This window comes from Phenylobacterium sp., assembly GCF_031984885.1.
In the GTDB taxonomy this organism is placed as follows: domain Bacteria; phylum Pseudomonadota; class Alphaproteobacteria; order Caulobacterales; family Caulobacteraceae; genus Phenylobacterium.
Window position 1 is genome coordinate 102,517 of sequence record NZ_DAMABV010000007.1, and the last position, 21,283, is coordinate 123,799.

Below are 21,283 nucleotides of genomic sequence, written 5' to 3' on the forward strand. Positions count from 1 at the left end.
AGTCATCCTGCGTTTCGGGGCGAGCAGACCAAACAGGTTTGAGGCCTCAACAGTCTGCTCGCTAAACACAAAGGAGATCGAGCAATGTCGACGTTCGTTTCGCGCTTCCTGAAGGACGAATCCGGCGCCACCGCCATCGAGTACGGCCTGATCGCCGCCCTCATCGCGGTCGCCCTGGTCACCGCCATGGGCTTCCTGGGCACCGGCCTGGAAACCTCGTTCGGTAACATCCAAGCGCAGCTGGAAAAGCCGCTCGAGTAGGCGGATTACAGCGCCGCGGCGGCCTTGGCCGCCGCGGTAGCCTTGTTCTGGGACGCGGTAGAGGAGTCTTTGAATGAGAAATCTTCTGAAGCGTTTCCAGAATGAGGACTCGGGCGCCACGGCAGTCGAGTACGCGCTCATAGCCGCCCTGATCACCGTGGTCCTCGTGGCCGCGCTGGGGCCGCTGACCACCGCCTTGGTGAACGCCTTCCAGGCCGTCGCCAACGCCATTCCACAGACACTCCCCTGATCGGGATTGAAAAGAAAAGGGCCGCTCTCGCAGCGGCCCTTTTCTTTTCAATCATCCATTCACGGCTGCGGATGCAGATTGCCGCTGAACAAAGTTCTCGGACCGATCCAGAAATGATCCCGCTTCTTCAGGCTGTCCTGCTTCTCGTCTTCCCGGTGCTGGTGGTCGTCGGCGGCCTGCGCGACCTGACCAGCTTCACGATCCCCAACTGGATCTCCGGCCTGCTGATCCTCGGCTTCGTCCCGGCCGCCCTGCTGCTGGGAATCAGTCCGTCGGTCATGGGCCTGCACCTGCTGGTCGGCCTAGCGGCCCTGGCGGCGGGCGTGGCCATGTTCGCCCTGCGCTGGATCGGCGGCGGCGACGCCAAGCTGTTCGCGGCGGCGGCGCTCTGGCTCGGCGGCCCGGCCATGATCTCGTATGTCGTGATGACCGGCCTGGCCGGCGGCGCCCTGGCGCTCGCCCTGCTCAGCCTGCGCTCGCCGATGCTGCGTCCCTACGTGCTCAGCGGCCCGGCCTGGTTCGGCCGCCTGGCGGACCCGGCCGAAAGCGTGCCCTACGGCGTGGCCATCGCGGTCGGCGCCCTGCTGGCGTTCCCGGCGTCCAGCCTGATGCAGGCCTGGCCCGGTTTCTAACCGTGGCTTTAGGTCGCGTTAACTATGCGGACCGCAAGTAAGCCCAGTCGGCAAAAGGCCGGACGACCGAATCGCGTGCGCCGGCGGATTGCAGGCGCGCCCGCCTGATACCCGCATCTGCGGAGCCTTGAGCGCCGATCCATGGGTCAAGTCCGTATCGTCATTCTGATCGTCGCCGCGATCGCCGCCATCGGCCTGGCGTTCATCGTGCGCGGCATGGCGACGCCAAAGCGGCCCGAAGCGGTCGCCGCCGCTCCGCCGCCCCGCCCCGTGGTCCAGGTGCTGGTCGCCAAGCGCGAGCTGCCGATCGGGACCCGGCTGACGCCGGCCGACCTCGGATGGCAGCCCTGGCCCGCCGACGCGCTCAACGCCGCCTTCGTGACCGACGGCGCCGCGCCGGCCCTCCCGGCCAAGATGCCGGACAAGGCGGTGCAGAAGGCCGCCCGCGCCGCCAACGACCTGGTCGCGCCCCAGGGCCCGATGCAGGCCTTCGAAGGCGCGATCGTCAAGGAAGCCCTCGCCCTCGGCGAACCCGTCGTGGCCCGCAAGGTGGTTCGCGCCGGGCAGAGCGGCTTCATGGCGGTGGTGCTGCAGCCGGGCATGCGCGCCATGGCCGTGCCGATCAACGCCGAGACCGCGGCCGGCGGCTTCATCCTGCCGGGCGACCGCGTCGACGTCCTGCAAAGCCGGCAGGACTCCAATGGCGGCTCCAAGGCGATGATCACCGAGGTGCTGATGCGCAACGTGCGCGTCCTGGCGATCGACCAGAACATCGAGCCGGCCAAGGACTCCAAGACCATCGTCGGCGGCGTCGCCACCCTCGAGATCCCCGCCGCCGACGTCGAGGTGATGGCCCGCGGCAAGGCTCAGGGCGAGATGCAGCTCGCCCTTCGTTCCTATGCAGATATCGGCGGCGCGCCCGGACGCGGCGTCGCCAGCCGGGCGTCCGCGCAAGGCGTGCGCGTCTTCCGCGCCGGACAGGTCACCGAGGTCGCCAATCCATGACGCCGCGCCGTATCCTCATAGCGCTCGCCGCCCTGGGCGCATCCATCCTCGCGCCGGCCGCGGCGTCGGCCCAGGTCTCCGAGGCCGCCGCCCCGGCGATGGCCGCCGGCATGGCCGCGCAGTCGGCGGTCGTGCGGGTCAACCTGACGGGCGGCACGGCCTCCCAGGCCCTCAACCTTCCCACCGGCAAGTCGGCGATCGTCGAACTGCCGGTCGACGTGCGCGACGTGCTGGTCACCAATCCGGGCGTGGCCGACGCCATGCTGCGCTCGCCGCGGCGGATCTTCATCCTGGGCCTCAAGAGCGGCACCACCGACGCGGTGTTCTTCGACGCCGCCGGCCGCCGCATCCTGTCGCTCGACATCCGCGTCGACCAGGACCCCGCCGCCGTCGCCCAGACCATCAACCGCATCGTCCCGGGCTCGCGCGTCCAGGTCGATTCGATGAACGACAGCCTGATCCTCTCGGGCCAGGTCGCCAATCTGGCCGACGCCGACAAGGCCATGCAGATCGCCCGCGCCGCCGTCGCCAAGCCCGAGCAGGTGATCAACATGCTCGGCGTCGCCGGCAAGGACCAGGTGATGCTCAAGGTGCGCATCGTCGAGATGCAGCGCAACGTCATCAAGCAGTTGGGCTTCAACCTCAACGCCGTGCTCGGCCAGTTGGGCGAGACCCAGTATCAGTTCGGCACGCTCGCCGGCTTCGGGGTCAACGGCTCGCTGCTCGGCGGAATCACCGGCGGCTGGCAGACCAACACCACCAAGCAGCCGGTCATGCAGTTCCCCTGCACCTTCGACACCACCAAGATGTGCGACGTCGTCGTCCGCGACGCGACCCAGGCCTCCAACTGGGACACCGCGACGATCAAGGACACCGCCGGCAGCCCCGGCCTGAACAAGGGCGAGGCGACCATCAAGGCCTTCGAGCGCGTCGGCCTGGTCCGCACCCTGGCCGAGCCGAACCTCAGCGCCGTCTCCGGCGAGTCGGCCAGGTTCCTGGCCGGCGGCGAGTTCCCGATCCCCGTCGCCCAGGACAAGGACGGCGGCGTCACCGTCGAGTTCAAGCCCTTCGGCGTCGGCCTCGGCTTCACCCCGGTGGTGCTGTCCTCGGGCCGCATCGCGCTGAAGGTCTCGACCGAGGTCTCCGAGCTGACCAGCCAGGGCGCCTTCTCGCTCAGCACCCCGGGCGCCAGCGCGGCCCTGACCATTCCCGCCCTGACCGTGCGCCGCGCCGAGACCTCCATCGAACTGCCCTCGGGCGGCTCGATGATGATCGCCGGCCTGCTGCAGGAGAAGACCAAGCAGAACATCGACAGCCTGCCGGGCATGACCACCCTGCCGGTGCTGGGCACGCTGTTCCGCTCGCGCGACTACCTGGCGGGCGAGACCGAGCTGGTGATCCTGGTCACGCCCTACATCGTCGAGGCGACCAGCCCCAGCCGCCTGCAGACGCCGGTCGACGGCCTGCGCATCGCCGACGACCCGTCGACCGTGCTGATGGGCTCGCTGATCAAGGCCTACAAGGCCAATCCCCAGGCCCAATCGGGGCGCAGCTATCAGGGGCCCCACGGCTACGTGATCGAATGAGCGCATCTCGCCTGTCCCTCGTCCTCCTCGCCACGGCCGCGCTGGGCGCCTGCGCCACGGTCGCGCCGATGGCGCCGGCCCCCTCGCGCGCCTCGATCGCCAAGACGCCCACCGAGCTCTGGACCCCAGAGGTCGCGCCGCAGCCGGAACGGATCATGCTGGCGGTACACGCCCAGGGCCTTTCCAGCACCCAGGCCGACGCGCTGGCGGCCTTTGCGGACGACTGGCGCGCCGGCGGGCGCGGGCCGGTCACCCTGCAGGCCCCGGTCGGCGGCCCCGACCCGGCCATGGTCTCGCGGTCCACCGAGGGGGTCCGCGCGCTGCTGGCCAGCTACGGCGCGCAGGTGCATGTCTCCGGCTACGAGGCCAAGGGCGATCCCCGGGCGCCGCTGATCGTCGGGCGCGAACGCTACGCCGTCTCGCTTCCGACCTGCGGCCTGGAGTGGGGCAACATCTCCCGCTCGGCGACCAACGAGGTGCAATCGAACTTCGGCTGCGCGGTCAGCGCCAACATCGCCGCCCAGATCGCCAATCCCGGCGACCTGCTGGGTCCGGCCGAGATCACCGCCATCGACGCCCAGCGGCGCGGCGTGGTGCTCGACAAGTACCGCAAGGGCGAAGTCACCGCCGCGGCCCGGGACGACCAGGCGAAGGGAACCGTCTCGCAGGTGGTCAAGTGATGAAGCCGCAGCAGGGTCACGATCCGTTCGATCTCGATTTCGACGCCGACGACGAGTTCGCCGCGCCGCAGGACGAGTCCTGGCGCGAGCCGCCGGCCGCCGCGGCCGATCCGTTCGGCGATCCCTTCGCCGACCTGCCCCCGGTGCGCGAGACCGTCCGCGCCGAGGCGCGCCTGGACGCCGAGGCGGACGACTTGGGCGTTTCGGCCCTGCCGCCGCCCCCGCCGCCGGCCGCCGCCAATCCCGTGCACGACATGCTCGCCGGGGCCGAGGCGGCCTTCGGCGAGGCGAGCCTGCCGCGGATCACGGTCCACATCTATTGCGTCAACCCGCAGACCGCCGAGTTCGCCGAGGCCGCCGCCGCCGACCGCCGCATGGAGCGCGGCGTGGTGGTCACCCGGATGGGCGGGCTCGCCGCCGCGGTCGAGGCCTACCAGAACCAGGCTACGCCCTCGCTGGTGATGGTCGAGAGCGCCGATCCGCCCCCGGTCCTGCTGGGCCAGCTCGACCGCCTGGCCGAGGTCTGCGACCCGGGCACCAAGGTCGTGGTCATCGGCTCGGCCAACGACATCGCCCTCTATCGCGAGCTGATGCGCCGCGGGGTGTCGGAATACCTGGTCCCGCCGCTGAGCCCGCTGCTGCTGGTCCGCACCGCCACCGGGCTCTACGCCGATCCCTCCGCGCCCTTCCTCGGCCGCCAGATCGCCTTCTGCGGCGCCAAGGGCGGGGCGGGCGCCTCGACCATCGCCCACAACGTCGCCCACTCGATCAGCGAGCGGCTGCAGACCGGCGCGGTGCTGGTCGACCTCGACCTGCCGTTCGGCACCGCCGGGCTCGACTTCAACCAGGACCCGCTGCAGGGCGTCGCCGACGCGCTGGGCCAGCCCGACCGGCTCGACCCGGTGCTGATGGACCGGATGATGGCGCGCTGCACCGAGCGGCTGTCGCTGTTCGCCGCCCCGGCCACGCTCGACGCCGACTGGGACATCTCGGCCGAGGCCTTCGAGGAGGTCACCCAGAAGATCCGCGGCGCGGCCCCCTTCGTGGTGCTGGACCTGCCGCACGTCTGGTCCGCCTGGAAGCGCAAGATCCTGCTGTCCTCCGACGACCTGGTGATCGTCGCCACGCCCGACCTGGCCTCGCTGCGCAACGCCAAGAACATCGTCGACCTGGTGCGCCGCGCCCGGCCCAACGACGCCCCGCCCCGCCTGGTGCTGAACCAGGTCGGCGTGCCCGGCCGGCCCGAGATCCCGGTCAAGGACTTCGGCGAGGCCCTCGACCTGACGCCGGCCCTCTGCCTGCCGTTCGAACCCAAGCTGTTCGGCCAGGCGGCCAACAACGGCCAGATGATCAGCGAGGTCGGCCCCAAGTCGCGCTCGGCCGAGGGGCTCGACCACCTGGCCCAGCAGATCGCCCGCCGCGAGCCGCCGCAGGTCCAGAAGACCTCGCTGCTCTCCAGCCTGTTCAAGAAGAAGTAGATGTTCGGCAAGCGTCCCACAGAAGGCGGGTCGCAGGCGCCGCGCCAGGCGCCGCCGCCGCCGCCCGCCGAAGGCGCGGCGATCGCCACGCGGCCGCAGCGGGTCGATCCCGCCGCCGCGCCGATCGCCCCGGTCCAGACGCCGCCGCCGACCGAGCGCGCCGCCAAGCCTGCGGCCGGCCCCAAGCCGACGCTCGGCTTCGAGCAACTGCGCGCCGCCCAGGGCCCGGCCCCGGCCACCCAGGTCGTCCGTGAGCAGAGCGACTACTACCACGCCACCAAGACCACGATCTTCAACGCCCTGATCAACACGATCGACCTGGCGCAGCTCGCCCAGCTCGACGCCAAGCAGGCCGCCGAGGAGATCCGCGACATCGTCGCCGAGCTGGTGGCGATCAAGAACGTCTCGATGTCGGTGGCCGAGCAGGACACCCTGGTCCAGGACATCATCAACGATGTCCTCGGCTATGGCCCGCTGGAGCCGTTGCTGGCCCGCGACGACATCGCCGACATCATGGTCAACGGCGCCGGCCGGGTGTTCATCGAGGTCAGCGGCAAGGTCCAGCTCACCAATGTCCGCTTCCGCGACAACGGCCAGTTGATGAACATCTGCCAGCGGATCGTCAGCCAGGTCGGCCGCCGGGTCGACGAAAGCTCGCCGATCTGCGACGCGCGCCTGCCCGACGGCAGCCGCGTCAACGTCATCGCCCCGCCCTTGGCCCTGGATGGTCCGACCCTGACCATCCGGAAGTTCAAGAAGGACAAGCTGACCATGAAGAACCTGGTGGAGTTCGGCTCCATCAGCCCCGAAGGGGCGCGGGTTCTCGGCGTCATCGGCGCCTGCCGGTGCAACCTGGTCATCTCCGGCGGGACCGGCTCGGGCAAGACCACCCTGCTCAACACCCTGACCGCCTTCATCGACCCGGCCGAACGCGTCATCACCTGCGAGGACGCCGCCGAGCTGCAGCTCCAGCAGCCGCACGTCGTCCGCCTGGAGACCCGGCCGCCCAACCTCGAGGGCCAGGGCCAGATCACCATGCGCGACCTGGTCAAGAACTGCCTGCGGATGCGTCCCGAACGCATCATCGTCGGCGAAGTCCGCGGCTCGGAGGCGTTCGACCTGCTGCAGGCGATGAACACCGGCCACGACGGCTCGATGGGCACCTTGCACGCCAACTCCCCGCGTGAGGCGATCAGCCGCCTGGAATCGATGATCACCATGGGCGGCTACGGCCTGCCCTCGCGGACCATCCGCGAGATGATCGTCGGCTCGGTGGACGTCATCGTCCAGGCCGCCCGCCTGCGCGACGGCTCGCGCCGCATCACCCACATCACCGAGGTCGTCGGCCTGGAAGGCGACGTCATCATCACCCAGGACCTGTTCGTCTACGAGATCACCGGCGACGACGCCGACGGCCGGGTCCTGGGCCGCCACCGTTCCACCGGCATCGCCCGTCCCCGCTTCTGGGACCGCGCCCGCTACTACGGGCTGGAGCGCGAGCTGGCCGAAGCCCTCGACGCGGCGGAATAGCCGATGCTGATGACGTTGCTGATCGCGGTCCTGGGGTTCGTCGCCATCGCCGGCGTCGGCTTCGCCCTGGCCGGCGGCTCGTCGGCGGACGCCAAGACGCTGAAGCGCGCCCAGGTCATCGTCGGCGCCGAGGACGCCCGCGAGGCCGGCCGCCGCCGCCCCGCCGCCACCGCCCAGGAACAGCGCCGCAAGCAGATCCTCAAGACCCTCAAGGACCAGGACCGCGAGCAGAAGAAGGCCCTGCTCAGCATCACCGCCCAACTCCGCCAGGCCGGGCTGGAGATGAAGGTCGGGACCTTCTGGCTGATCAGCGGCGCCCTGGCCTTCGCGGTGCTGGTCGTCGCCTGGGTGGTCACCGGCACGCCGCTGGTCGCCGTCGGCCTGGCCTTCGCCACCGGCCTGGGCCTGCCGCGCTGGGTGGTCGGGGCGATGGCCAAGACGCGGATCAAGAAGTTCACCGAGACCTTTCCCGACGCCATGGACATCGTCGTGCGCGGCATCAAGTCGGGCCTGCCGGTGCATGACAGCCTGCGGGTCATCGCCAAGGAGACGGCCGAGCCGCTGGCCGGCCAGTTCAACCGCCTGGTCGAGAGCATCGGCATGGGCATGAGCGTCGACCAGGCGCTCGAGAAGATGCACGCCGAGATGCCGACCCCGGAGGTGCGGTTCTTCGCCATCGTGCTGGCCATCCAGGCCAAGACCGGCGGCAACCTGGCCGAGGCGCTGGGCAACCTCTCGACGGTCATCCGCTCGCGCAAGCTGATGCGCGAGAAGGTCAAGGCGCTGTCGGCCGAGGCGGTGGCCTCCGCGGCCATCATCGGCTGCCTGCCGCCGGCCGTGGCGGCGCTGATCTTCATCACCGCGCCCGACTATATGGGCCCGCTGTTCACCGACCCGCGCGGGCGCATCATGCTGATGATCGGCGCCTTCTGGATGACGCTCGGCGTCCTCTCGATGCGCAAGATGATCAATTTCAGGCTCTGACCGGCATGATCGCGGCGCTCACCAATCCGGCCAACCTGCTGGCGGCGTTCGTCGCCGTGATCTGCTTCGCCACCATCATCACCATCGCCATGCCGATGATGGACCGCCGCAACCTGGAGGCCCGGCTGAAGTCGGTCTCCACCCGGCGCGAGGAGCTGCGCCGCAAGTCGCGCGAGGCCCTGGCCGTCCGCGGCGGCCAGAGCAGCCTGCGCCACGTCGACGAAGGCCTTTACAAGCGGGTGGTCGAACGGCTGCAGCTCTCGCGGCTGCTGGAGGACCCGCAGGTGGTCGACAAGCTGGCCCAGGCCGGCTTCCGCGGCCCGCGGCCGGTCTCCACCTTCTACTTCTTCCGCTTCATCCTGCCCTTCGTGTTCTTCACGGTGATCGGGGCCTACCTGTTCCTGGTCAACGATTTCGGCCTGCCGCCGATGACCCGTTTCTTCTTCGCGGTGGCGGGCCTGACGGGCGGCTACTACGCGCCGAACGTCTTCATCAGCAACGTCGCCCAGAAGCGCCGCGAATCCATCGTCGGGGCCTGGCCGGACGCGCTCGACCTGCTGCTGATCTGCGTCGAGAGCGGCATGTCGATCGAGGCGGCGATCCAGAAGGTCAGCCAGGAGATCGGCGGCAACTCGATCGAGCTGGCCGAGGAGCTGACCCTGCTGACCGCCGAGATCTCCTACCTGCCCGAACGGCGCATGGCCTATGAGGGCCTCGCCCGCCGGACCAACCACCCGGGCATCAAGTCGGTGACCACCGCGATGATCCAGGCCGAGCGCTACGGCACGCCGCTGGGTGCGGCCCTGCGGGTCATGGCCAAGGAGAACCGCGACATGCGCATCGCCGCGGCCGAGAAGAAGGCCGCCCAGTTGCCGGCCAAGCTGACCATCCCGATGATCGTCTTCTTCCTGCCGGTGCTGTTCATCGTCATCCTCGGGCCGGCCGCCCTCAAGGTCCGCGACCTGATGGCCGCCAGCGCCACGGGCGGCTGAGGCTACGCCGCCAGCGGCCCGCCGGCGATGGTGATGCGGTGCATCAGACGGCGCCGGCCCTGATAGTCGTTCATCGCCTGGTGCCAGGTGGCGCGGTTGTCCCAGATCGCCATCGAGCCGGGCTTCCACGAGAAGCGATGCACGAACTGCGGCTTGACCGCGTGCTGGTAGAGATAGGCCAGCAGCGCGCGGCTCTCCTCCATGCTCCAGCCCTCGAAGCCCAGCGTGAAGGCCGGGTTCACATAGAGCGCCTTGCGGCCGCTGCCCGGGTGGGTGATCACCACCGGATGCACCGCGCTGGGCGTGTCGTCGTGCCCGGCCAGATGCGCCTGGTCGGTCTTGGTGAACACGCCTTCCTTGCCATAGATGTGCTCGGAGGCGTGGATCGCCTTCAGCCCCGCCAGCGTCGTCTTCAGCCCGTCCGACAGCGCCTCGTAGGCGGCGTACATGTCGGCGAACAGGGTGTCGCCGCCGCTCGGCGGGGTCTCGATGGCCAGCAGCACCGAGCCCATGGCCGGCTCGGCGTCATAGCTGTGGTCGGTGTGCCAGCCGCCGCCGATATTGGTGGTCTGGGCCTCGGTCTTCTCGACCTTGGCGATCTGCGGATACTTCTCCGAGGGCGGGAAGTAGCGGTTGACCACGATCGGCCCGATCTTCTCGGCGAAGGCGATATGCTCCTCCGGCGTCAGGTGCTGGTCGTGCAGGAAGGCCACCCCGCGGCGGTAGACGGTGTCGCGGATCAGGTCGATCTCGGCGTCGCTGGCCCGGGCCAGGGCGACATTGGCGATCTCGGCTCCGCAGCCTTCGGTTTCGCGGACGATGGCGTTCATGGTCGCCTCCCTGGCGCTGATCTTTGCGCGGAGCCTAAGAACGCCGCTCGCCGAAGATTGTCACTCAAGTTACAATTGGCCGATGACCGACGATCGCCAGGCCGCCCTCGACATGCTCCGCGCCGCCGGATGGCTGGCCCCCTATGGCGAGGACCTGGCCCAGGCGCTGCTGGCCGAGGGCTCGCTGGCGCGGCTGGCCGCCGGCCGCTGGGCCCAGGCCGAGGGCGACGAGCAGACCGGCCTGCTGGCGGTGGTCGAGGGCGCGGTCGATCTCTACTGCCAGGCGCCGGGCGACCGCGAGGTGCGCTTCAACCAGATCGGGGCCGGCGCGGCCCTGGGCCAGACCATCGCCTTCGGCGGCGGCCCGCGGCTGGTCACCGCCGTCTGCGCCGCGCCCAGCCTGCTGCTGCGGGTCTCCGACGCGGGGCTGGAGCGCATCGCCCGCACCCGGCCGCAGATCTGGCGCGCGGTCGCCTCCCTGGTCTATCTGCAACTGCGCGGCGCCCTGCACATGGCCGCCGACGCCATCGCCCTGCCGCCGCGCCAGCGCCTGGCCTCGCGGCTGCTGGCCCTGGCCCGCGCCCGCCAGGGCGAGCCGGTCCTGGCGCTCAGCCAGCAGGCCCTGGCCGAGATGGTCGGCCTGACCCGCAAGACCGTGAACGGCTACCTGGCCGACTTCCAGCGCGAGGGCATGGTCCGCCTCGACTACGGCGCCGTCGCCCTGCTCGACCTTCGCCGGCTGGAGCGCGTCGCCGCCAGCTAGGCCAGCCGGGCCTCCAGCCAGGCCAGCAGGTCGGCGACCACCTCCTCGCGGTTGGTCTCGTTCAGCATCTCGTGGCGCCCGCCGGGATAGACCTTCAGCGTCACGTCCAGCCCCGCGGCCTGGTAGGCCTCGACCAGCGGCGTCAGCGCCTTCAGCCGGTTGTTGATCGGGTCCTGGTCGCCCACGAACACATAGACCGGCAGCCCCGGCTTGATCGCGCCCAGGTCGCCGGCCGACAGCGCCTTGGCCGCGAGCCCATAGAACGAGGCCTGTGAGGCGTCGTTGAAGCGGATGCCGCAGAACGGGTCGGCGACATAGGCGTCCACCTCGGCCGGATCGCGGCTCAGCCAGTCATAGTCCGTACGCGGATTGTCGAACATGCTGTTCGCCGGCCCCTCGAAGCGCGGCCCCGGCCCGGTGGTTCCCGACAGCACCACGGCGTCGATCAGGTCCGAGTGCGCCCGCAGATAGGCCTGCGAGAAGATCGCGCCCATCGAATGGCCCATCAGGATCAGCGGCAGGCCCGGATGCTCGGCCCGCGCCAGCCTCGACAACTGCGCCATGTCGGACACGCAGGCCTCCGCCCCGCCGGGGCCGAAGTCGCCCAGGTGGCTCATGCCCGAGGTCAGCCCATGGCCGCGATGGTCGGCGGCGTAGATCAGGAACCCGGCCTCGGCCAGCGGCGCCAGCCGCTCGCGATAGCGGCCGGCGTGCTCGCCCGCCCCATGCGCCAGTTGCAGCAGCGCCCGCGGCGCGGCTGCGCCGCTCCAGCGGAACCCGGCCAGCGCCGTCCCATCGGCGCCCTCATAGCGAAAGCGGGTCTCGGCCATGCCTGTTCTCCTCATCCTGCGTCCAGGAATAACGACCTGCCGCGGCGCTGCAAGACGCGCGCGCGGCTAGGCGGCGGCTGCTCGCGCATAGCGGCCGGGCGGCTGGCCGACATGCTTGCTGAACGCGGTGCTGAAGGTGCTGGCCGAGCCGTAGCCCACTTGCTCGGCCACCTGCGCCAGCGCGACCTTGCTGCGCAGCAGGTCCTTGGCCAGGGCCATGCGCCAGGTCAGCAGGTATTCCATCGGCGGCACGCCCACGACCCGCGTGAAGCGGTCGAAGAAGGTCGAGCGCGACAGCGCGCTCTCCCTGGCCAGGTCCGCCACCGTCCAGGGCCGGGCCGGATCCTCGTGCATCCGCCGGATCGCCGGCGCCACCCGCGCCTCGCCCAGGCCGCGCAGCAGGCCCGGCGGCGCGTCCTCGCCCTGGGCCGCGCGCAGCGCCTCGACCAGCAGCAGCTCCAGCAGCCGCGAGACCACCAGGTCGCGGCCCGGCCGCTGGGCGTCGGCCTCCTCGCCCAGGAACCGGACCAGGGTCGCCAGCCGCTCGGCGCCGCGCATGTGCACCATCGGCGGCAGCAGCGGGCCCAGCAGGTCGGCGTCCGGCGAGTCGAAGACGAAATAGCCGCCCAGCAGCCGCACGTCGGCCGGCCCCTCCGGCGTCCCGTGGCGGACCTCGTCGGTCGGGGCGGGGGTCAGCTTCGGGTCGATGAACCGCGCCGTCGCGGGCTCGAAGCCCGACATGGTGAAGCCGGGCGTCGCCGGCAGCAGCACGAAGTCGCCGGTCTCCAGGGTCACGCTCTCCTGGCCGTCGACGGCCAGCCGGCATCGCCCCTCGATCACCGTGCAGAAGCTGGGCTGGCCGAAGTCCGAATAGCGGACCGCCCAGCGGCCGGCGCCGCTGATGCCCTTGGTGAACACCGTGCGTGGCCGCAGCAGCGCGATGACTTCCGACAGGGGATCGATCATGTCCGGACGATAGCCAACTAAATCCGGACTAGGAAGCGTAGATCGTCCGACGTTCGCCGCCTACCGTCCGATCGTCAGACACGAAAGGACATCCCCATGAAGACCGTGCTCATCACCGGCTGCTCCTCCGGCTACGGCCTGGCCACGGCCCGCCGCTTCCACGACCAGGGCTGGAACGTCATCGCCACCATGCGCACCCCGCGCGAGGACATCCTGCCGCGCTCCGAGCGCCTGCGCGTCCTCCGGCTCGACGTCACCAGTCCGGGCGGCATCGCCGCGGCCATCGACGCCGCCGGCCGCATCGACGTCCTGGTCAACAACGCCGGCATCGGCGTGATCGGCGCGCTGGAGGCCACCTCCATGGCCAAGGCGCGCGAGGTGTTCGAGACCAACACCTTCGGGGTGATGGCCATGACCCAGGCGGTGATCCCACAGTTCCGCCTGAGCCGGTCGGGGGTGATCGTCAACGTCACCTCCAGCGTCACCCTCGCGCCCATGCCGCTGGCCTCGGTCTACACCGCCAGCAAGATGGCCATCGAGGGCTTCACCGCCTCGCTGGAGCACGAGCTGCGCGCCTTCGGCGTCGGCGTGAAGCTGGTCGAGCCCGGCTATGGCCCGACCACCCGCTTCACCCAGAACTCCGACCTCGACCTCGCCCAGGCCGTCCCCGAGCCCTACCGGCCCTTCGCCCAGCCGATCCTGGACGCCTTCGCCACCCCCGCCCTGGTCACCACCGAGGCCGACGTCGCCGACGCCGTCTGGCGCGCCGCCAACGACACGACGGGCCAGCTACGCTATCCCGCCGGCCCCGACGCCGTGGCCCTGGCGGCCAGCTAGGCGGGGTCGCCGCACTCGTGTCATCCCGGTCCTGCTGCGCAAACCGGGATGACACGCGGGTATTCCGCCTACGCCGCCGCCTCGAGATAGTCGGTGATCGACTCGGGGCTGGGATCGAGGCCCTTCAACTGCAGGACGGCGCCGGCGTTGCCGCGGTGATAGACGCCGTGCAGGCTGACGTGCAGCAGGATCTCGCCGCGCCGCATGCGCGCCGGCTTGCCGCTGGTGAAGACGAAGTCCACCGGCTGCTCGAAGTCCTCCGCCGAGAGGTCCTCGGCATAGGTGGCGTACCAGTCGTCGACCTCGCGCATGCCGGCCGCCAGCGCCTCGAACGTCGGCAGCACCTCCGAGCGCGCCGCCCGGTAGCCGTGCGGGCGCCCCAGCAGGTGGTGCTGGAAGATCCGGTCGACCGCATGGATGTGGTCGAAGATGCGCAGGAGGATCTCGGTCTCCTGCTCGGTCAGTCGCTCCAGGTTCCGGTCGACCGCCTCGCAGAGGCCGCGATCGGCCCATCGTTTGACGGCCATGAGCTGGGCATAGGGCGGTCGGGTCAAGATCCAATCTCCATTAGGGCATTGATTTACTGGCCTTCTTCGGCAAGAATATGAGTAATAGCTCGCAACTTCCTACTCGCATTCGGAGCTTGAGGACCCTGGCGCGCAGGCCGCTGACAAACCCGAGGAAAAACGCCTCCCAGGCGCGGTCCCGCGCGACGGTCGACGCCCTGGTCGAGGCGACCGCTCGCATTCTGGTGCGCGAGGGTTTTGAGCGGGCCAGCACCAACCGCATCGCCGCCCAGGCCGGCGTCAGCATCGGCTCGCTCTATCAGTATTTCCCGGGCAAGGAGGCGCTGGTCGCCGCCGTCATCGCGCGCCACAACCGCGACCTGATGCGGGTCACCGGCGACGCCCTGGCCCAGGTCGCGGCCGCGCCGATCGAGACCGGCGTGCGGACCCTGGTCGCCGCCGCGATCGAGGCGCACCGCATCGATCCCCAACTGCACCGCGTCCTGGCCGAGCAGACCCCGCGCACCGGCGCCCTGGCGGACGTCGAGCTCTTCCACCGCGAGGCCCACGGCCTCTTCCGCGGCTACCTGGAGGATCACCGCGACGAGCTGGGCGACCTCGACCTGGACCTGGCGGCCTTCGTCTGCGTGACCTCGATCGAGGCCCTGACCCACACCGCGGTCATCCACCGCGCCGACATCCTCGCGGGCGACGCCGTCGCAACCCTGGTCGACGAAGCCGCCCGCCTGGTCATCGGCTACCTGCGCCCCCGCGCCGTCGCCTGACGGCTACGGCGGCGAGCGGATCGCCAGCCAGTCCTCGCACCGCAGGCCCTCGACTCGCCCGAACTCCGCCAGATTGCCGGTCACGACCGTAAGGCCCCGGCTCCGGGCGTGACCGGCGATCAGCAGGTCATATCCGCCGATCGGCTGGCCGCGGCGCTCCAGGCTCGCGCGGATCTCGGCCGCGTGGTCGGCGGCGACGTCGTCGAACGCGAGGACCTCCAGGCGCGAAGCGAACCGCTCCACCTCGTTGCGATTGTGTTCGGGCAGCGCCGTGAAGCAGCTCGGTCAGCACGATCGTCGAGATGCAGAGGCCGTCGGCCGCCGCCGATCAGGACAGCCGGTCGCGGAAGTCGGCGTAGTCGAACTGGCGGACCAGCCGCAGGGCGTCGGACTGGCTGTTCCAGAGCGCGATGGCGGGCAGGGGCACGCCGTTGAACGTCGTGGTCTTGACCATCGAGTAGTGCGCCTGGTCGAGGAAGGCGATGCGCGTTCCCGGCGCCGGGGGCTCGCCGAACAGGTAGTCACCGATGACGTCGCCGGCCAGGCAGGAGGGGCCGCCCAGGCGGACGGGCGCGCCGTGCTCGGCTTCGTTCAGCAGCGCCGGGCGGTAGGGCGCCTCCAGCACGTCGGGCATATGGCAGGTCGCCGAGATGTCGGTGATCGCGACGCGCACGCCGTTGTCGAAGGCGTCGAGGACCTCGCCCACCAGGATCCCGGCGTCCAGCGCGATCGCTTCGCCCGGCTCGAGATAGACCTCGACGCCATGCCGTTCGCCGATCTCGCGCAGGAAGGCGACGAGGTCCTCGCGCGCATAGTCGGCGCGGGTGATGTGGTGCCCGCCGCCGAGGTTGATCCACTTCAGGCCCGCCAGCGGCCCCGCCAGCCGCGGTTCCATCGCCGCCCAGATCCGGCGCAGCGGCTCGAAGCCCTGCTCGCACAGGGCGTGGATGTGCAGGCCGTCGACCCCCTGCAGGTGTTCGGCCCGCAGTTGCGACACCGGAAAGCCCAGGCGCGATCCGGGGCAGCAGGGATCGTACTTGGCGACCGCGGCCTGGCTGTGCTCGGGATTGAGGCGCAGTCCGATCTCGAAGACCGCCCCCTCGGCCCGCACCTGGGCGATCAGGTCCGCGAAACGGGCGATCTGGGCCGGCGAGTTGAAGATCACCGTGTCGGACAGGCGCAGGATCTCGGGCAGGTCCTCGGCGCGGTAGGCGGGGGAATAGGTGGTCAGCTCGCCCCTGTAGTGTTCGCGGGCCAGCCGGGCTTCCCACAGCCCGGAGGCGCAGACCCCGTGAAGGTGTTCGCCGACGAGATCGGCCAGCGCCCACATCGAGAACGCCTTGAGCGCCAGCAGCACCTTGGCGCCCCCGCGCTCGGCGACGTCCTGCAGCACCGCCAGGTTCCTGCGCACCGCCGCCTCGTCGACGACGAAGCAGGGCGAGGGCACGCGGTGAAGGTCGAAACGGGCGAAGGCCCCCGGGCCGCCGGCTTGGGTCTCCATCTTCAGAAGGCGAGCGGCGCGGGCAGGTCCTGAACCTGCCAGGGCAGGCCCTGGCGGTTCATCTGCGCCATGAACGGATCGGGGTCGAGCTGCTCCATGTTGAACACGCCCGCGCCCCGCCAGGCGCCCGTCAGCAGCAGCAAGGCGCCGATCATCGCCGGCACGCCGGTGGTGTAGCTGACCGCCTGGCTGCCGGTCTCGGCATAGGCCTCTTCGTGGTCGCAGACGTTGTAGATGTAGACCGTCTTCTCGCGACCGTCCTTCCGGCCGGTGGCGATGACGCCGATATTGGTCTTGCCGCGGGTGACCGGGCCCAGCGACGAGGGCTCGGGCAGCAGCGCCTTCAGGAACTGCAGCGGGATGATGTCCACGCCCTGGAACCGCACCGGGTCGATGCGGGTCATGCCGACGTTCGACAGCACCTCCAGGTGCTTCAGATAGCTGTCGCCGAAGGTCATCCAGAAGCGGATGCGCCCGATCTCCGGGAAGAACCTGGCCAGCGACTCCAGCTCCTCATGGTACATCAGGTACATGTTCCGCTCGCCGACCTGCGCGAAGTCGAACGCCTGCTTGTGGGCCAGGGCAGGTCCCTCCACCCACTGGCCGTTCTCCCAGTGGCGCGAGGGCGCGGTGACCTCGCGCAGGTTGATCTCGGGGTTGAAGTTCGTCGCGAACGGATGGCCGTGGTCGCCGCCGTTGCAGTCGAGGATGTCGAGCGTGTCGATCCGGTCGAGCAGGTGCTTGCGGGCATAGGCGGCGAACACCGACGTCGCGCCTGGATCGAAGCCGCAGCCGAGCACGGCCATCAGCCCGGCGTCCTTGAACCGCTCCTGGTACGCCCATTGCCAGCTATATTCGAACTTCGCCTCGTCGCGCGGCTCGTAGTTGGCGGTGTCGAGATAGTTCGCCCCGGCCTTCAGGCAGGCCTCCATGATCGAGAGGTCCTGGTAGGGCAGGGCCAGGTTGACCACCAGGGCGGGCTTCACCGCCTCGATCAGCGCGGCGGTCGCATCGATGTCGTCGGCGTCCAGTTCGGCGGTCGCGACGCTCACGCCGGTGCGCTGCTTCACCGAGGCGGCGATGGCGTCGCACTTGGCGCGGCGACGGCTCGCCAGCGTGATTTCAGAGAAGACGTCCGGGTTCATCGCCATCTTGTGGACGGCGACCGACCCGACGCCACCGGCGCCGATCACAAGCACCTTGCTCATCTATCCAACTCCCGACGTCAAATCCGTGCCGCCGCCCGTCGACCCCGACGCGCGGCGGCGGGCCTTATACGAGGTCGGGATAGGCCGTGCCCACCCCCTAGAGCAACGCCCGCTGCGCGCGCGACAAGGAGACCCACCCCTCATCTGGTCATTGCGGGAACCGCCCGCGCACCAGTTGCAGCCGGACCGGCTGGCCGTTCAGCGCCTTCGACGTCCAGGCGACGGTCGCCGCGTCCTTCGGCACCGGCGTGCAATAGACGATCGGGGCCGGGAACGGCCGTAGCTGGCGCAGGCAGATCTCGTCGGCCTTCAGGCTCCAGCGCCCGCTGGAGGGCTGCCCCCGCCGGCCGGCGGCCGTATAGCCGCCGTCGCTGTCGAGCCAGATGTGCTGGGTCTTGCCGTCGGGAAAGGTCGAGACCACGGTGTTGCCGAACGCCGCCTCGATCGGCGGCGCGGCGCTGGCCGAACTCGCCGCCAGCGCAAGAGCCAGGACGAGCGGCGCCGCGAATCGCATGCCGCCAGCCTGCCTGGCCTCTGCGTCAGTCCCGCGACGCTTCCGTCGCCAGGACGTGACGCCTTGTTCGAGGATCGGCCGGCGGGGAGGCCGCCGTCATCGCGCGCTACAACCGCGACCTGATGCGGATCACCCGCGAGGCGCTGTCCCAGGTCGCGGCCAGCCGATCGAAACCGGCGTGTCCGCCCTTGATCTGCGGGCGGGACCCCACCGGAGGGGACCGTTCAGCGCCAGCAGCGGACATCAGTTGAAGGGCCGAAAGCGGGCTTGCGAAGGTCTGCTGCCGGTGACCCCGTCAACAAACGCATCCGACCCAATGTGGGTATAGAGGCCACGCTACCCGCTGCTCGGCGGCGTTTACTTCCCTCAAAGCTAGGTTCGCTACCTTGGAGCGATGAAGCGCCTGATTGCACCTTTGTCGGCTCTGCTCTTGCTACCTGGATGTCAGAGTACGAACCCGACTGACGCCTACATCCAGGCCGCGGAACGAGCGTTGGAGGAAGCGACGGCGCCACCACCCGCTTCGTTCTCTGCCGCGGCGCTCGCCGAACTCGACGAATTGTCGCTTCCGGTGAGCGACCACCTTTCGGCGGTCCGCTATTGCGCATTCATTCTTAGCCACATCACGGTCGACCAGAACGTCTTCGTAGTCGCCAGGCAGCGCGCCGAATGGCAGCAGATCAATGGGCCAAGGCCCATGATCTCGAGCTTTGATTTTGGCTCGCTGTTCCCGGTGATCCAGACCGAGCCGAGCTTTAGTCATCAGGCGGCGGTCAACCCGGGCTCTGCCAGTCGAACTTATCTCGAGCCGAACGTCGGGGTGTGCACGATCCTCACGACCGGCGAGCCGGCCGCCCAGCAGAAGACGTCGGATTGGCTCAGGGCGAGGGGCTCGACGTGGGTCGCCGCCGGACGCAGCGGCGCGTGGCGTGCGTACAAGCTTCGCAATCCTGTCCGCCTCACCCAAGTTGACGTTCGAATTTTCGAAGCCGTGCTCTCAGCCGAGGCAAAGAACAATGGGGTCACCGGCCTGCATGTCGTGGCCTTGACCGGACTGCCGTAGCCGAGCGCCCTAAGGCAGAAGTGAACTGCCGGCCATGGTCGCGAATGCGCCACAAGCAGACTCTCCTGTCGGTGCGGAAGGCGGACTCTCTGGAGAGCCGACCAGTGACGTCATCGCCTAGTCGATCTGCCCACGACGAGAGATGTGGGATCCGCACGCACGGCCTCGCCGTTACCGACTGCGCCGTCAGCCGCGGATGCTTCTGAACGGGCGATCTGTTCAGGACGACGCCTTGCCGCGCAAAGGGCGATCCAAGCTTGACTGCAGGACGCAGCGTCATGAATCTGCCCCCAGGTGCCCCCCTCGCATGCCGCGTTGTTGTAGCTGCGACGTCTGACTGAATGTGTATAGAAATGATGATGAACGCCATGAATTACGCATGGTCACCCATCGAGAAGGAGGGGGGCGCCGCCGGGTGGGAAAGATCGCTGTAGAGCTTCAGTCCCACGCAGCGCTGCTGAAGTACCTGGGCCTTGGTAAGGCCGAGTACATCTTCCTGAAGCGATACGTTGCTTATCGTTACTCGGCCGTCGCAGTCCCGAAGCGCCGTGGCGGGTCGCGGACTCTCCTGATCCCTGAGCCACGCCTGAAGTACCTTCAGCGCAAGCTCTACGCCCTGCTGCAATCCGTCTATGTCAGGCGAGCGCCTGTGCATGGCTTTGTGGCGGATAGGAGCGCGATCACCAACGCCAATCAGCACCAGGCGAGACCTTTTCTACTGAATCTTGACCTCGAGAATTACTTCGGCTCGATCACAACAAACCGCGTTCGGGGGCTACTTACCGCAATCAGCTTGCCTCAGTTGAACGCGGACTTGATCGCGACCCTATGCACAACTGCCAATCAGCTGCCGCAAGGGGCACCAACGTCGCCCATTCTAGCGAACATGGTCACTCACCGGCTCGATAAGGAGTTGATGGCTTTCGCGGCCCGCCATCGCCTTCGCTACACGCGCTATGCCGACGATCTTTCATTCTCAAGCTACGTGCAGCCCACCGCCTTGTTCGCTGACGCGATCCCCCTACCTGGCCGCATCGCAGTTTCCGAGCTTTCAGTGGAGCTGCAGAGCCTAATCTTGGGCAATGGGTTTCGCATCAATCCGGGCAAGGTGTGGTTTGCAGATAAGCGTACGCGCAAGGAGGTGACCGGCCTGATCGTGAATGAGTTCACCAATATCAGGCGCACCCATGTGCGGAGCATTCGCGCGGGTCTTCATCGGCTTGACACCCTCGGCGTGTCTGCAGCTCTTTCTGCATATGAGCCTCGCCCCGGCAACAAGGGTACGTTCGATCAGGTGCTGAGAGGCCAACTGGAATGGTTGGCCCAGGTTCGGGGCCGGAGCTTCAGCGCCTATCGAACGCTTGCGAAGCGCTACAACACGCACTTTCCCGGGACGCCGCTACCCATTGATCCCACGCATGAAGAGATCGCGCGCGACGCTGTTTTCGTCGTGGACTGGGAAAGCCCTGACGGCAGTGATTGCGGGCAGGGCACTGCGTTCTTCCTCGCTGGAAGCGGCTTGGTAACCGCCGAGCATGTTGTTTCCGGTTTGGCTGGCGGGAAGGCGGAGATTTATCGCCCTCATAAGCCCACGTTGAAATACTCAGCTACTCTGAGCCCCGTGTACAGCGCGCATGCCGACTTGGCGCTGCTCGACCACGATGTTCCTGTCTCTGAGCAAGCGTGGCTGGAGGCCTCCCTGGGGGGCGAGCGGGCTGGCGAGCCCATCAAAGCGCTCGGTTTCCCTGACTACGCACCGGGCGACGAACTGAGTGTGAGGGAGGGGAAGATCGTAGGACGCTCGACGAAAAGCGCCGTCCGCATGGTGGAGGTCGACGCGATTCTTCCGGACGGTATGAGCGGAGGCCCAATCGTGAACAGCCGCTACCAGGTCCTCGCTGTGATCAAGAAAGGTGGACCGCTGGAGCACCGCCAGCTGGGCGTCGACCTTACCGAACTTGCGAAGCTTATTGATGCGTCCAAGACAGCAAGCGCCGTCGCGCCGCCGCCTTCGAGCTCGCCATAGGGCGGCTTCCAGATGTGGGCTGATGTCGCGTAGCGGCACCCTGCTGACTTTGAGCC

The 21,283-nt window shown here is 69.0% G+C and carries 23 protein-coding genes; 15 read left to right on the forward strand and 8 right to left on the reverse strand.

Features of this window, described 5'->3' with window-relative positions:
- The first annotated feature begins 84 nt into the window (after nucleotides 1-84).
- The 10 genes from RTL41_RS12325 to RTL41_RS12370 all read left to right on the forward strand — a co-directional run bounded on the left by RTL41_RS12325 (nucleotide 85) and on the right by RTL41_RS12370 (nucleotide 9,398).
- Nucleotides 85-261, forward strand: coding sequence for a Flp family type IVb pilin (locus RTL41_RS12325; RefSeq protein ID WP_312164800.1), 177 nt, complete (start codon nucleotides 85-87; stop codon nucleotides 259-261).
- A 73-nt stretch (nucleotides 262-334) separates the two neighbouring features.
- Entirely contained in the window at nucleotides 335-511 is a 177-nt protein-coding gene (locus RTL41_RS12330; protein ID WP_312164801.1) for a Flp family type IVb pilin, read from the forward strand.
- A gap of 113 nt (nucleotides 512-624) precedes the next feature.
- A complete protein-coding gene (locus RTL41_RS12335; RefSeq protein ID WP_409418331.1) occupies nucleotides 625-1,143 on the forward strand; it encodes a prepilin peptidase in 519 nt (172 codons plus the stop codon).
- 141 nt (nucleotides 1,144-1,284) lie between these two features.
- Complete coding sequence (cpaB, locus tag RTL41_RS12340) at nucleotides 1,285-2,148, forward strand: Flp pilus assembly protein CpaB (protein ID WP_312164804.1); 864 nt, start codon at nucleotides 1,285-1,287, stop codon at nucleotides 2,146-2,148.
- Complete coding sequence (locus tag RTL41_RS12345) at nucleotides 2,145-3,734, forward strand: type II and III secretion system protein family protein (RefSeq protein ID WP_312164806.1); 1,590 nt, start codon at nucleotides 2,145-2,147, stop codon at nucleotides 3,732-3,734. The genes cpaB and RTL41_RS12345 overlap by 4 nt, the downstream gene beginning before the upstream one ends.
- Nucleotides 3,731-4,414 (forward strand): CpaD family pilus assembly lipoprotein, encoded by a 684-nt coding sequence (locus RTL41_RS12350; RefSeq protein WP_312164808.1) that lies wholly within the window; start codon nucleotides 3,731-3,733, stop codon nucleotides 4,412-4,414. The genes RTL41_RS12345 and RTL41_RS12350 overlap by 4 nt, the downstream gene beginning before the upstream one ends.
- Nucleotides 4,414-5,892 (forward strand): CpaE family protein, encoded by a 1,479-nt coding sequence (locus RTL41_RS12355; protein WP_312164810.1) that lies wholly within the window; start codon nucleotides 4,414-4,416, stop codon nucleotides 5,890-5,892. Before RTL41_RS12350 ends, RTL41_RS12355 begins: the two co-directional genes overlap by 1 nt.
- The gene (locus tag RTL41_RS12360) at nucleotides 5,893-7,422 is read left to right on the forward strand and encodes a CpaF family protein (RefSeq protein ID WP_312164812.1); all 1,530 of its coding nucleotides are present in this window, start codon (nucleotides 5,893-5,895) and stop codon (nucleotides 7,420-7,422) included. It begins immediately after the preceding gene.
- A 6-nt stretch (nucleotides 7,423-7,428) separates the two neighbouring features.
- Nucleotides 7,429-8,406, forward strand: a complete 978-nt coding sequence (locus tag RTL41_RS12365) for a type II secretion system F family protein (protein ID WP_312165128.1) — start codon at nucleotides 7,429-7,431, stop codon at nucleotides 8,404-8,406.
- A gap of 5 nt (nucleotides 8,407-8,411) precedes the next feature.
- Entirely contained in the window at nucleotides 8,412-9,398 is a 987-nt protein-coding gene (locus RTL41_RS12370) for a type II secretion system F family protein (RefSeq protein ID WP_312164813.1), read from the forward strand.
- 2 nt (nucleotides 9,399-9,400) lie between these two features.
- Here RTL41_RS12370 and RTL41_RS12375 read toward each other — a convergent pair whose 3' ends face one another.
- Entirely contained in the window at nucleotides 9,401-10,228 is an 828-nt protein-coding gene (locus tag RTL41_RS12375) for a TauD/TfdA family dioxygenase (RefSeq protein ID WP_312164815.1), read from the reverse strand.
- An 82-nt stretch (nucleotides 10,229-10,310) separates the two neighbouring features.
- Between RTL41_RS12375 and RTL41_RS12380 the strand changes: the two genes are divergently transcribed.
- Nucleotides 10,311-10,991: a Crp/Fnr family transcriptional regulator gene (locus RTL41_RS12380; protein WP_312164817.1), complete on the forward strand. Its 681-nt coding sequence runs from the start codon at nucleotides 10,311-10,313 to the stop codon at nucleotides 10,989-10,991.
- On the opposite strand, the gene RTL41_RS12385 is transcribed toward RTL41_RS12380, so the two are convergent.
- Entirely contained in the window at nucleotides 10,988-11,821 is an 834-nt protein-coding gene (locus RTL41_RS12385) for an alpha/beta fold hydrolase (protein ID WP_312164819.1), read from the reverse strand. The two genes, RTL41_RS12380 and RTL41_RS12385, sit on opposite strands and share 4 nt — an antisense overlap.
- 66 nt (nucleotides 11,822-11,887) lie before the next feature.
- Complete coding sequence (locus RTL41_RS12390; protein WP_312164821.1) at nucleotides 11,888-12,787, reverse strand: AraC family transcriptional regulator; 900 nt, start codon at nucleotides 12,785-12,787, stop codon at nucleotides 11,888-11,890.
- Between the two features lie 96 nt (nucleotides 12,788-12,883).
- On the opposite strand from RTL41_RS12390, the gene RTL41_RS12395 reads away from it, so the two are divergent.
- Entirely contained in the window at nucleotides 12,884-13,624 is a 741-nt protein-coding gene (locus RTL41_RS12395) for an SDR family oxidoreductase (protein ID WP_312164823.1), read from the forward strand.
- Nucleotides 13,625-13,692: 68 nt separating this feature from the next.
- Here RTL41_RS12395 and RTL41_RS12400 read toward each other — a convergent pair whose 3' ends face one another.
- Nucleotides 13,693-14,178: a DinB family protein gene (locus tag RTL41_RS12400; RefSeq protein ID WP_312164825.1), complete on the reverse strand. Its 486-nt coding sequence runs from the start codon at nucleotides 14,176-14,178 to the stop codon at nucleotides 13,693-13,695.
- A 50-nt stretch (nucleotides 14,179-14,228) separates the two neighbouring features.
- Between RTL41_RS12400 and RTL41_RS12405 the strand changes: the two genes are divergently transcribed.
- Complete coding sequence (locus RTL41_RS12405; RefSeq protein WP_312164827.1) at nucleotides 14,229-14,915, forward strand: TetR/AcrR family transcriptional regulator; 687 nt, start codon at nucleotides 14,229-14,231, stop codon at nucleotides 14,913-14,915.
- 3 nt (nucleotides 14,916-14,918) lie between these two features.
- On the opposite strand, the gene RTL41_RS12410 is transcribed toward RTL41_RS12405, so the two are convergent.
- The 4 genes from RTL41_RS12410 to RTL41_RS12425 form a co-directional block, all read right to left on the reverse strand.
- Nucleotides 14,919-15,158 carry a PIN domain-containing protein gene (locus RTL41_RS12410; protein ID WP_312164830.1) on the reverse strand — a complete coding sequence of 80 codons (240 nt, stop codon included), beginning with the start codon at nucleotides 15,156-15,158 and terminating at the stop codon, nucleotides 14,919-14,921.
- A gap of 85 nt (nucleotides 15,159-15,243) precedes the next feature.
- A complete protein-coding gene (locus RTL41_RS12415; RefSeq protein ID WP_312164832.1) occupies nucleotides 15,244-16,416 on the reverse strand; it encodes a carboxynorspermidine decarboxylase in 1,173 nt (390 codons plus the stop codon).
- Nucleotides 16,417-16,418: 2 nt separating this feature from the next.
- The gene (locus tag RTL41_RS12420; RefSeq protein ID WP_312164834.1) at nucleotides 16,419-17,624 is read right to left on the reverse strand and encodes a saccharopine dehydrogenase family protein; all 1,206 of its coding nucleotides are present in this window, start codon (nucleotides 17,622-17,624) and stop codon (nucleotides 16,419-16,421) included.
- 148 nt (nucleotides 17,625-17,772) lie between these two features.
- Complete coding sequence (locus RTL41_RS12425; RefSeq protein ID WP_312164836.1) at nucleotides 17,773-18,138, reverse strand: hypothetical protein; 366 nt, start codon at nucleotides 18,136-18,138, stop codon at nucleotides 17,773-17,775.
- Between the two features lie 394 nt (nucleotides 18,139-18,532).
- Between RTL41_RS12425 and RTL41_RS12430 the strand changes: the two genes are divergently transcribed.
- Entirely contained in the window at nucleotides 18,533-19,201 is a 669-nt protein-coding gene (locus tag RTL41_RS12430; protein WP_312164838.1) for a hypothetical protein, read from the forward strand.
- A gap of 415 nt (nucleotides 19,202-19,616) precedes the next feature.
- Nucleotides 19,617-21,227 carry a reverse transcriptase domain-containing protein gene (locus RTL41_RS12435; protein ID WP_312164840.1) on the forward strand — a complete coding sequence of 537 codons (1,611 nt, stop codon included), beginning with the start codon at nucleotides 19,617-19,619 and terminating at the stop codon, nucleotides 21,225-21,227.
- Nucleotides 21,228-21,283: the final 56 nt, after the last annotated feature.

Coding starts and splice junctions, on each gene's coding strand:
- RTL41_RS12345 (WP_312164806.1), top strand. CDS start 2,145: ATGACGCCGCGCCGTATCCTCATAGCGCTCGCCGCCCTGGGCGCATCC.
- cpaB (WP_312164804.1), top strand. CDS start 1,285: ATGGGTCAAGTCCGTATCGTCATTCTGATCGTCGCCGCGATCGCCGCC.
- RTL41_RS12330 (WP_312164801.1), top strand. CDS start 335: ATGAGAAATCTTCTGAAGCGTTTCCAGAATGAGGACTCGGGCGCCACG.
- RTL41_RS12390 (WP_312164821.1), bottom strand. CDS start 12,787: ATGATCGATCCCCTGTCGGAAGTCATCGCGCTGCTGCGGCCACGCACG.
- RTL41_RS12350 (WP_312164808.1), top strand. CDS start 3,731: ATGAGCGCATCTCGCCTGTCCCTCGTCCTCCTCGCCACGGCCGCGCTG.
- RTL41_RS12430 (WP_312164838.1), top strand. CDS start 18,533: ATGAAGCGCCTGATTGCACCTTTGTCGGCTCTGCTCTTGCTACCTGGA.
- RTL41_RS12370 (WP_312164813.1), top strand. CDS start 8,412: ATGATCGCGGCGCTCACCAATCCGGCCAACCTGCTGGCGGCGTTCGTC.
- RTL41_RS12360 (WP_312164812.1), top strand. CDS start 5,893: ATGTTCGGCAAGCGTCCCACAGAAGGCGGGTCGCAGGCGCCGCGCCAG.
- RTL41_RS12405 (WP_312164827.1), top strand. CDS start 14,229: ATGAGTAATAGCTCGCAACTTCCTACTCGCATTCGGAGCTTGAGGACC.
- RTL41_RS12375 (WP_312164815.1), bottom strand. CDS start 10,228: ATGAACGCCATCGTCCGCGAAACCGAAGGCTGCGGAGCCGAGATCGCC.
- RTL41_RS12355 (WP_312164810.1), top strand. CDS start 4,414: ATGAAGCCGCAGCAGGGTCACGATCCGTTCGATCTCGATTTCGACGCC.
- RTL41_RS12420 (WP_312164834.1), bottom strand. CDS start 17,624: ATGAGCAAGGTGCTTGTGATCGGCGCCGGTGGCGTCGGGTCGGTCGCC.
- RTL41_RS12380 (WP_312164817.1), top strand. CDS start 10,311: ATGACCGACGATCGCCAGGCCGCCCTCGACATGCTCCGCGCCGCCGGA.
- RTL41_RS12395 (WP_312164823.1), top strand. CDS start 12,884: ATGAAGACCGTGCTCATCACCGGCTGCTCCTCCGGCTACGGCCTGGCC.
- RTL41_RS12335 (WP_409418331.1), top strand. CDS start 625: ATGATCCCGCTTCTTCAGGCTGTCCTGCTTCTCGTCTTCCCGGTGCTG.
- RTL41_RS12425 (WP_312164836.1), bottom strand. CDS start 18,138: ATGCGATTCGCGGCGCCGCTCGTCCTGGCTCTTGCGCTGGCGGCGAGT.
- RTL41_RS12325 (WP_312164800.1), top strand. CDS start 85: ATGTCGACGTTCGTTTCGCGCTTCCTGAAGGACGAATCCGGCGCCACC.
- RTL41_RS12385 (WP_312164819.1), bottom strand. CDS start 11,821: ATGGCCGAGACCCGCTTTCGCTATGAGGGCGCCGATGGGACGGCGCTG.
- RTL41_RS12415 (WP_312164832.1), bottom strand. CDS start 16,416: ATGGAGACCCAAGCCGGCGGCCCGGGGGCCTTCGCCCGTTTCGACCTT.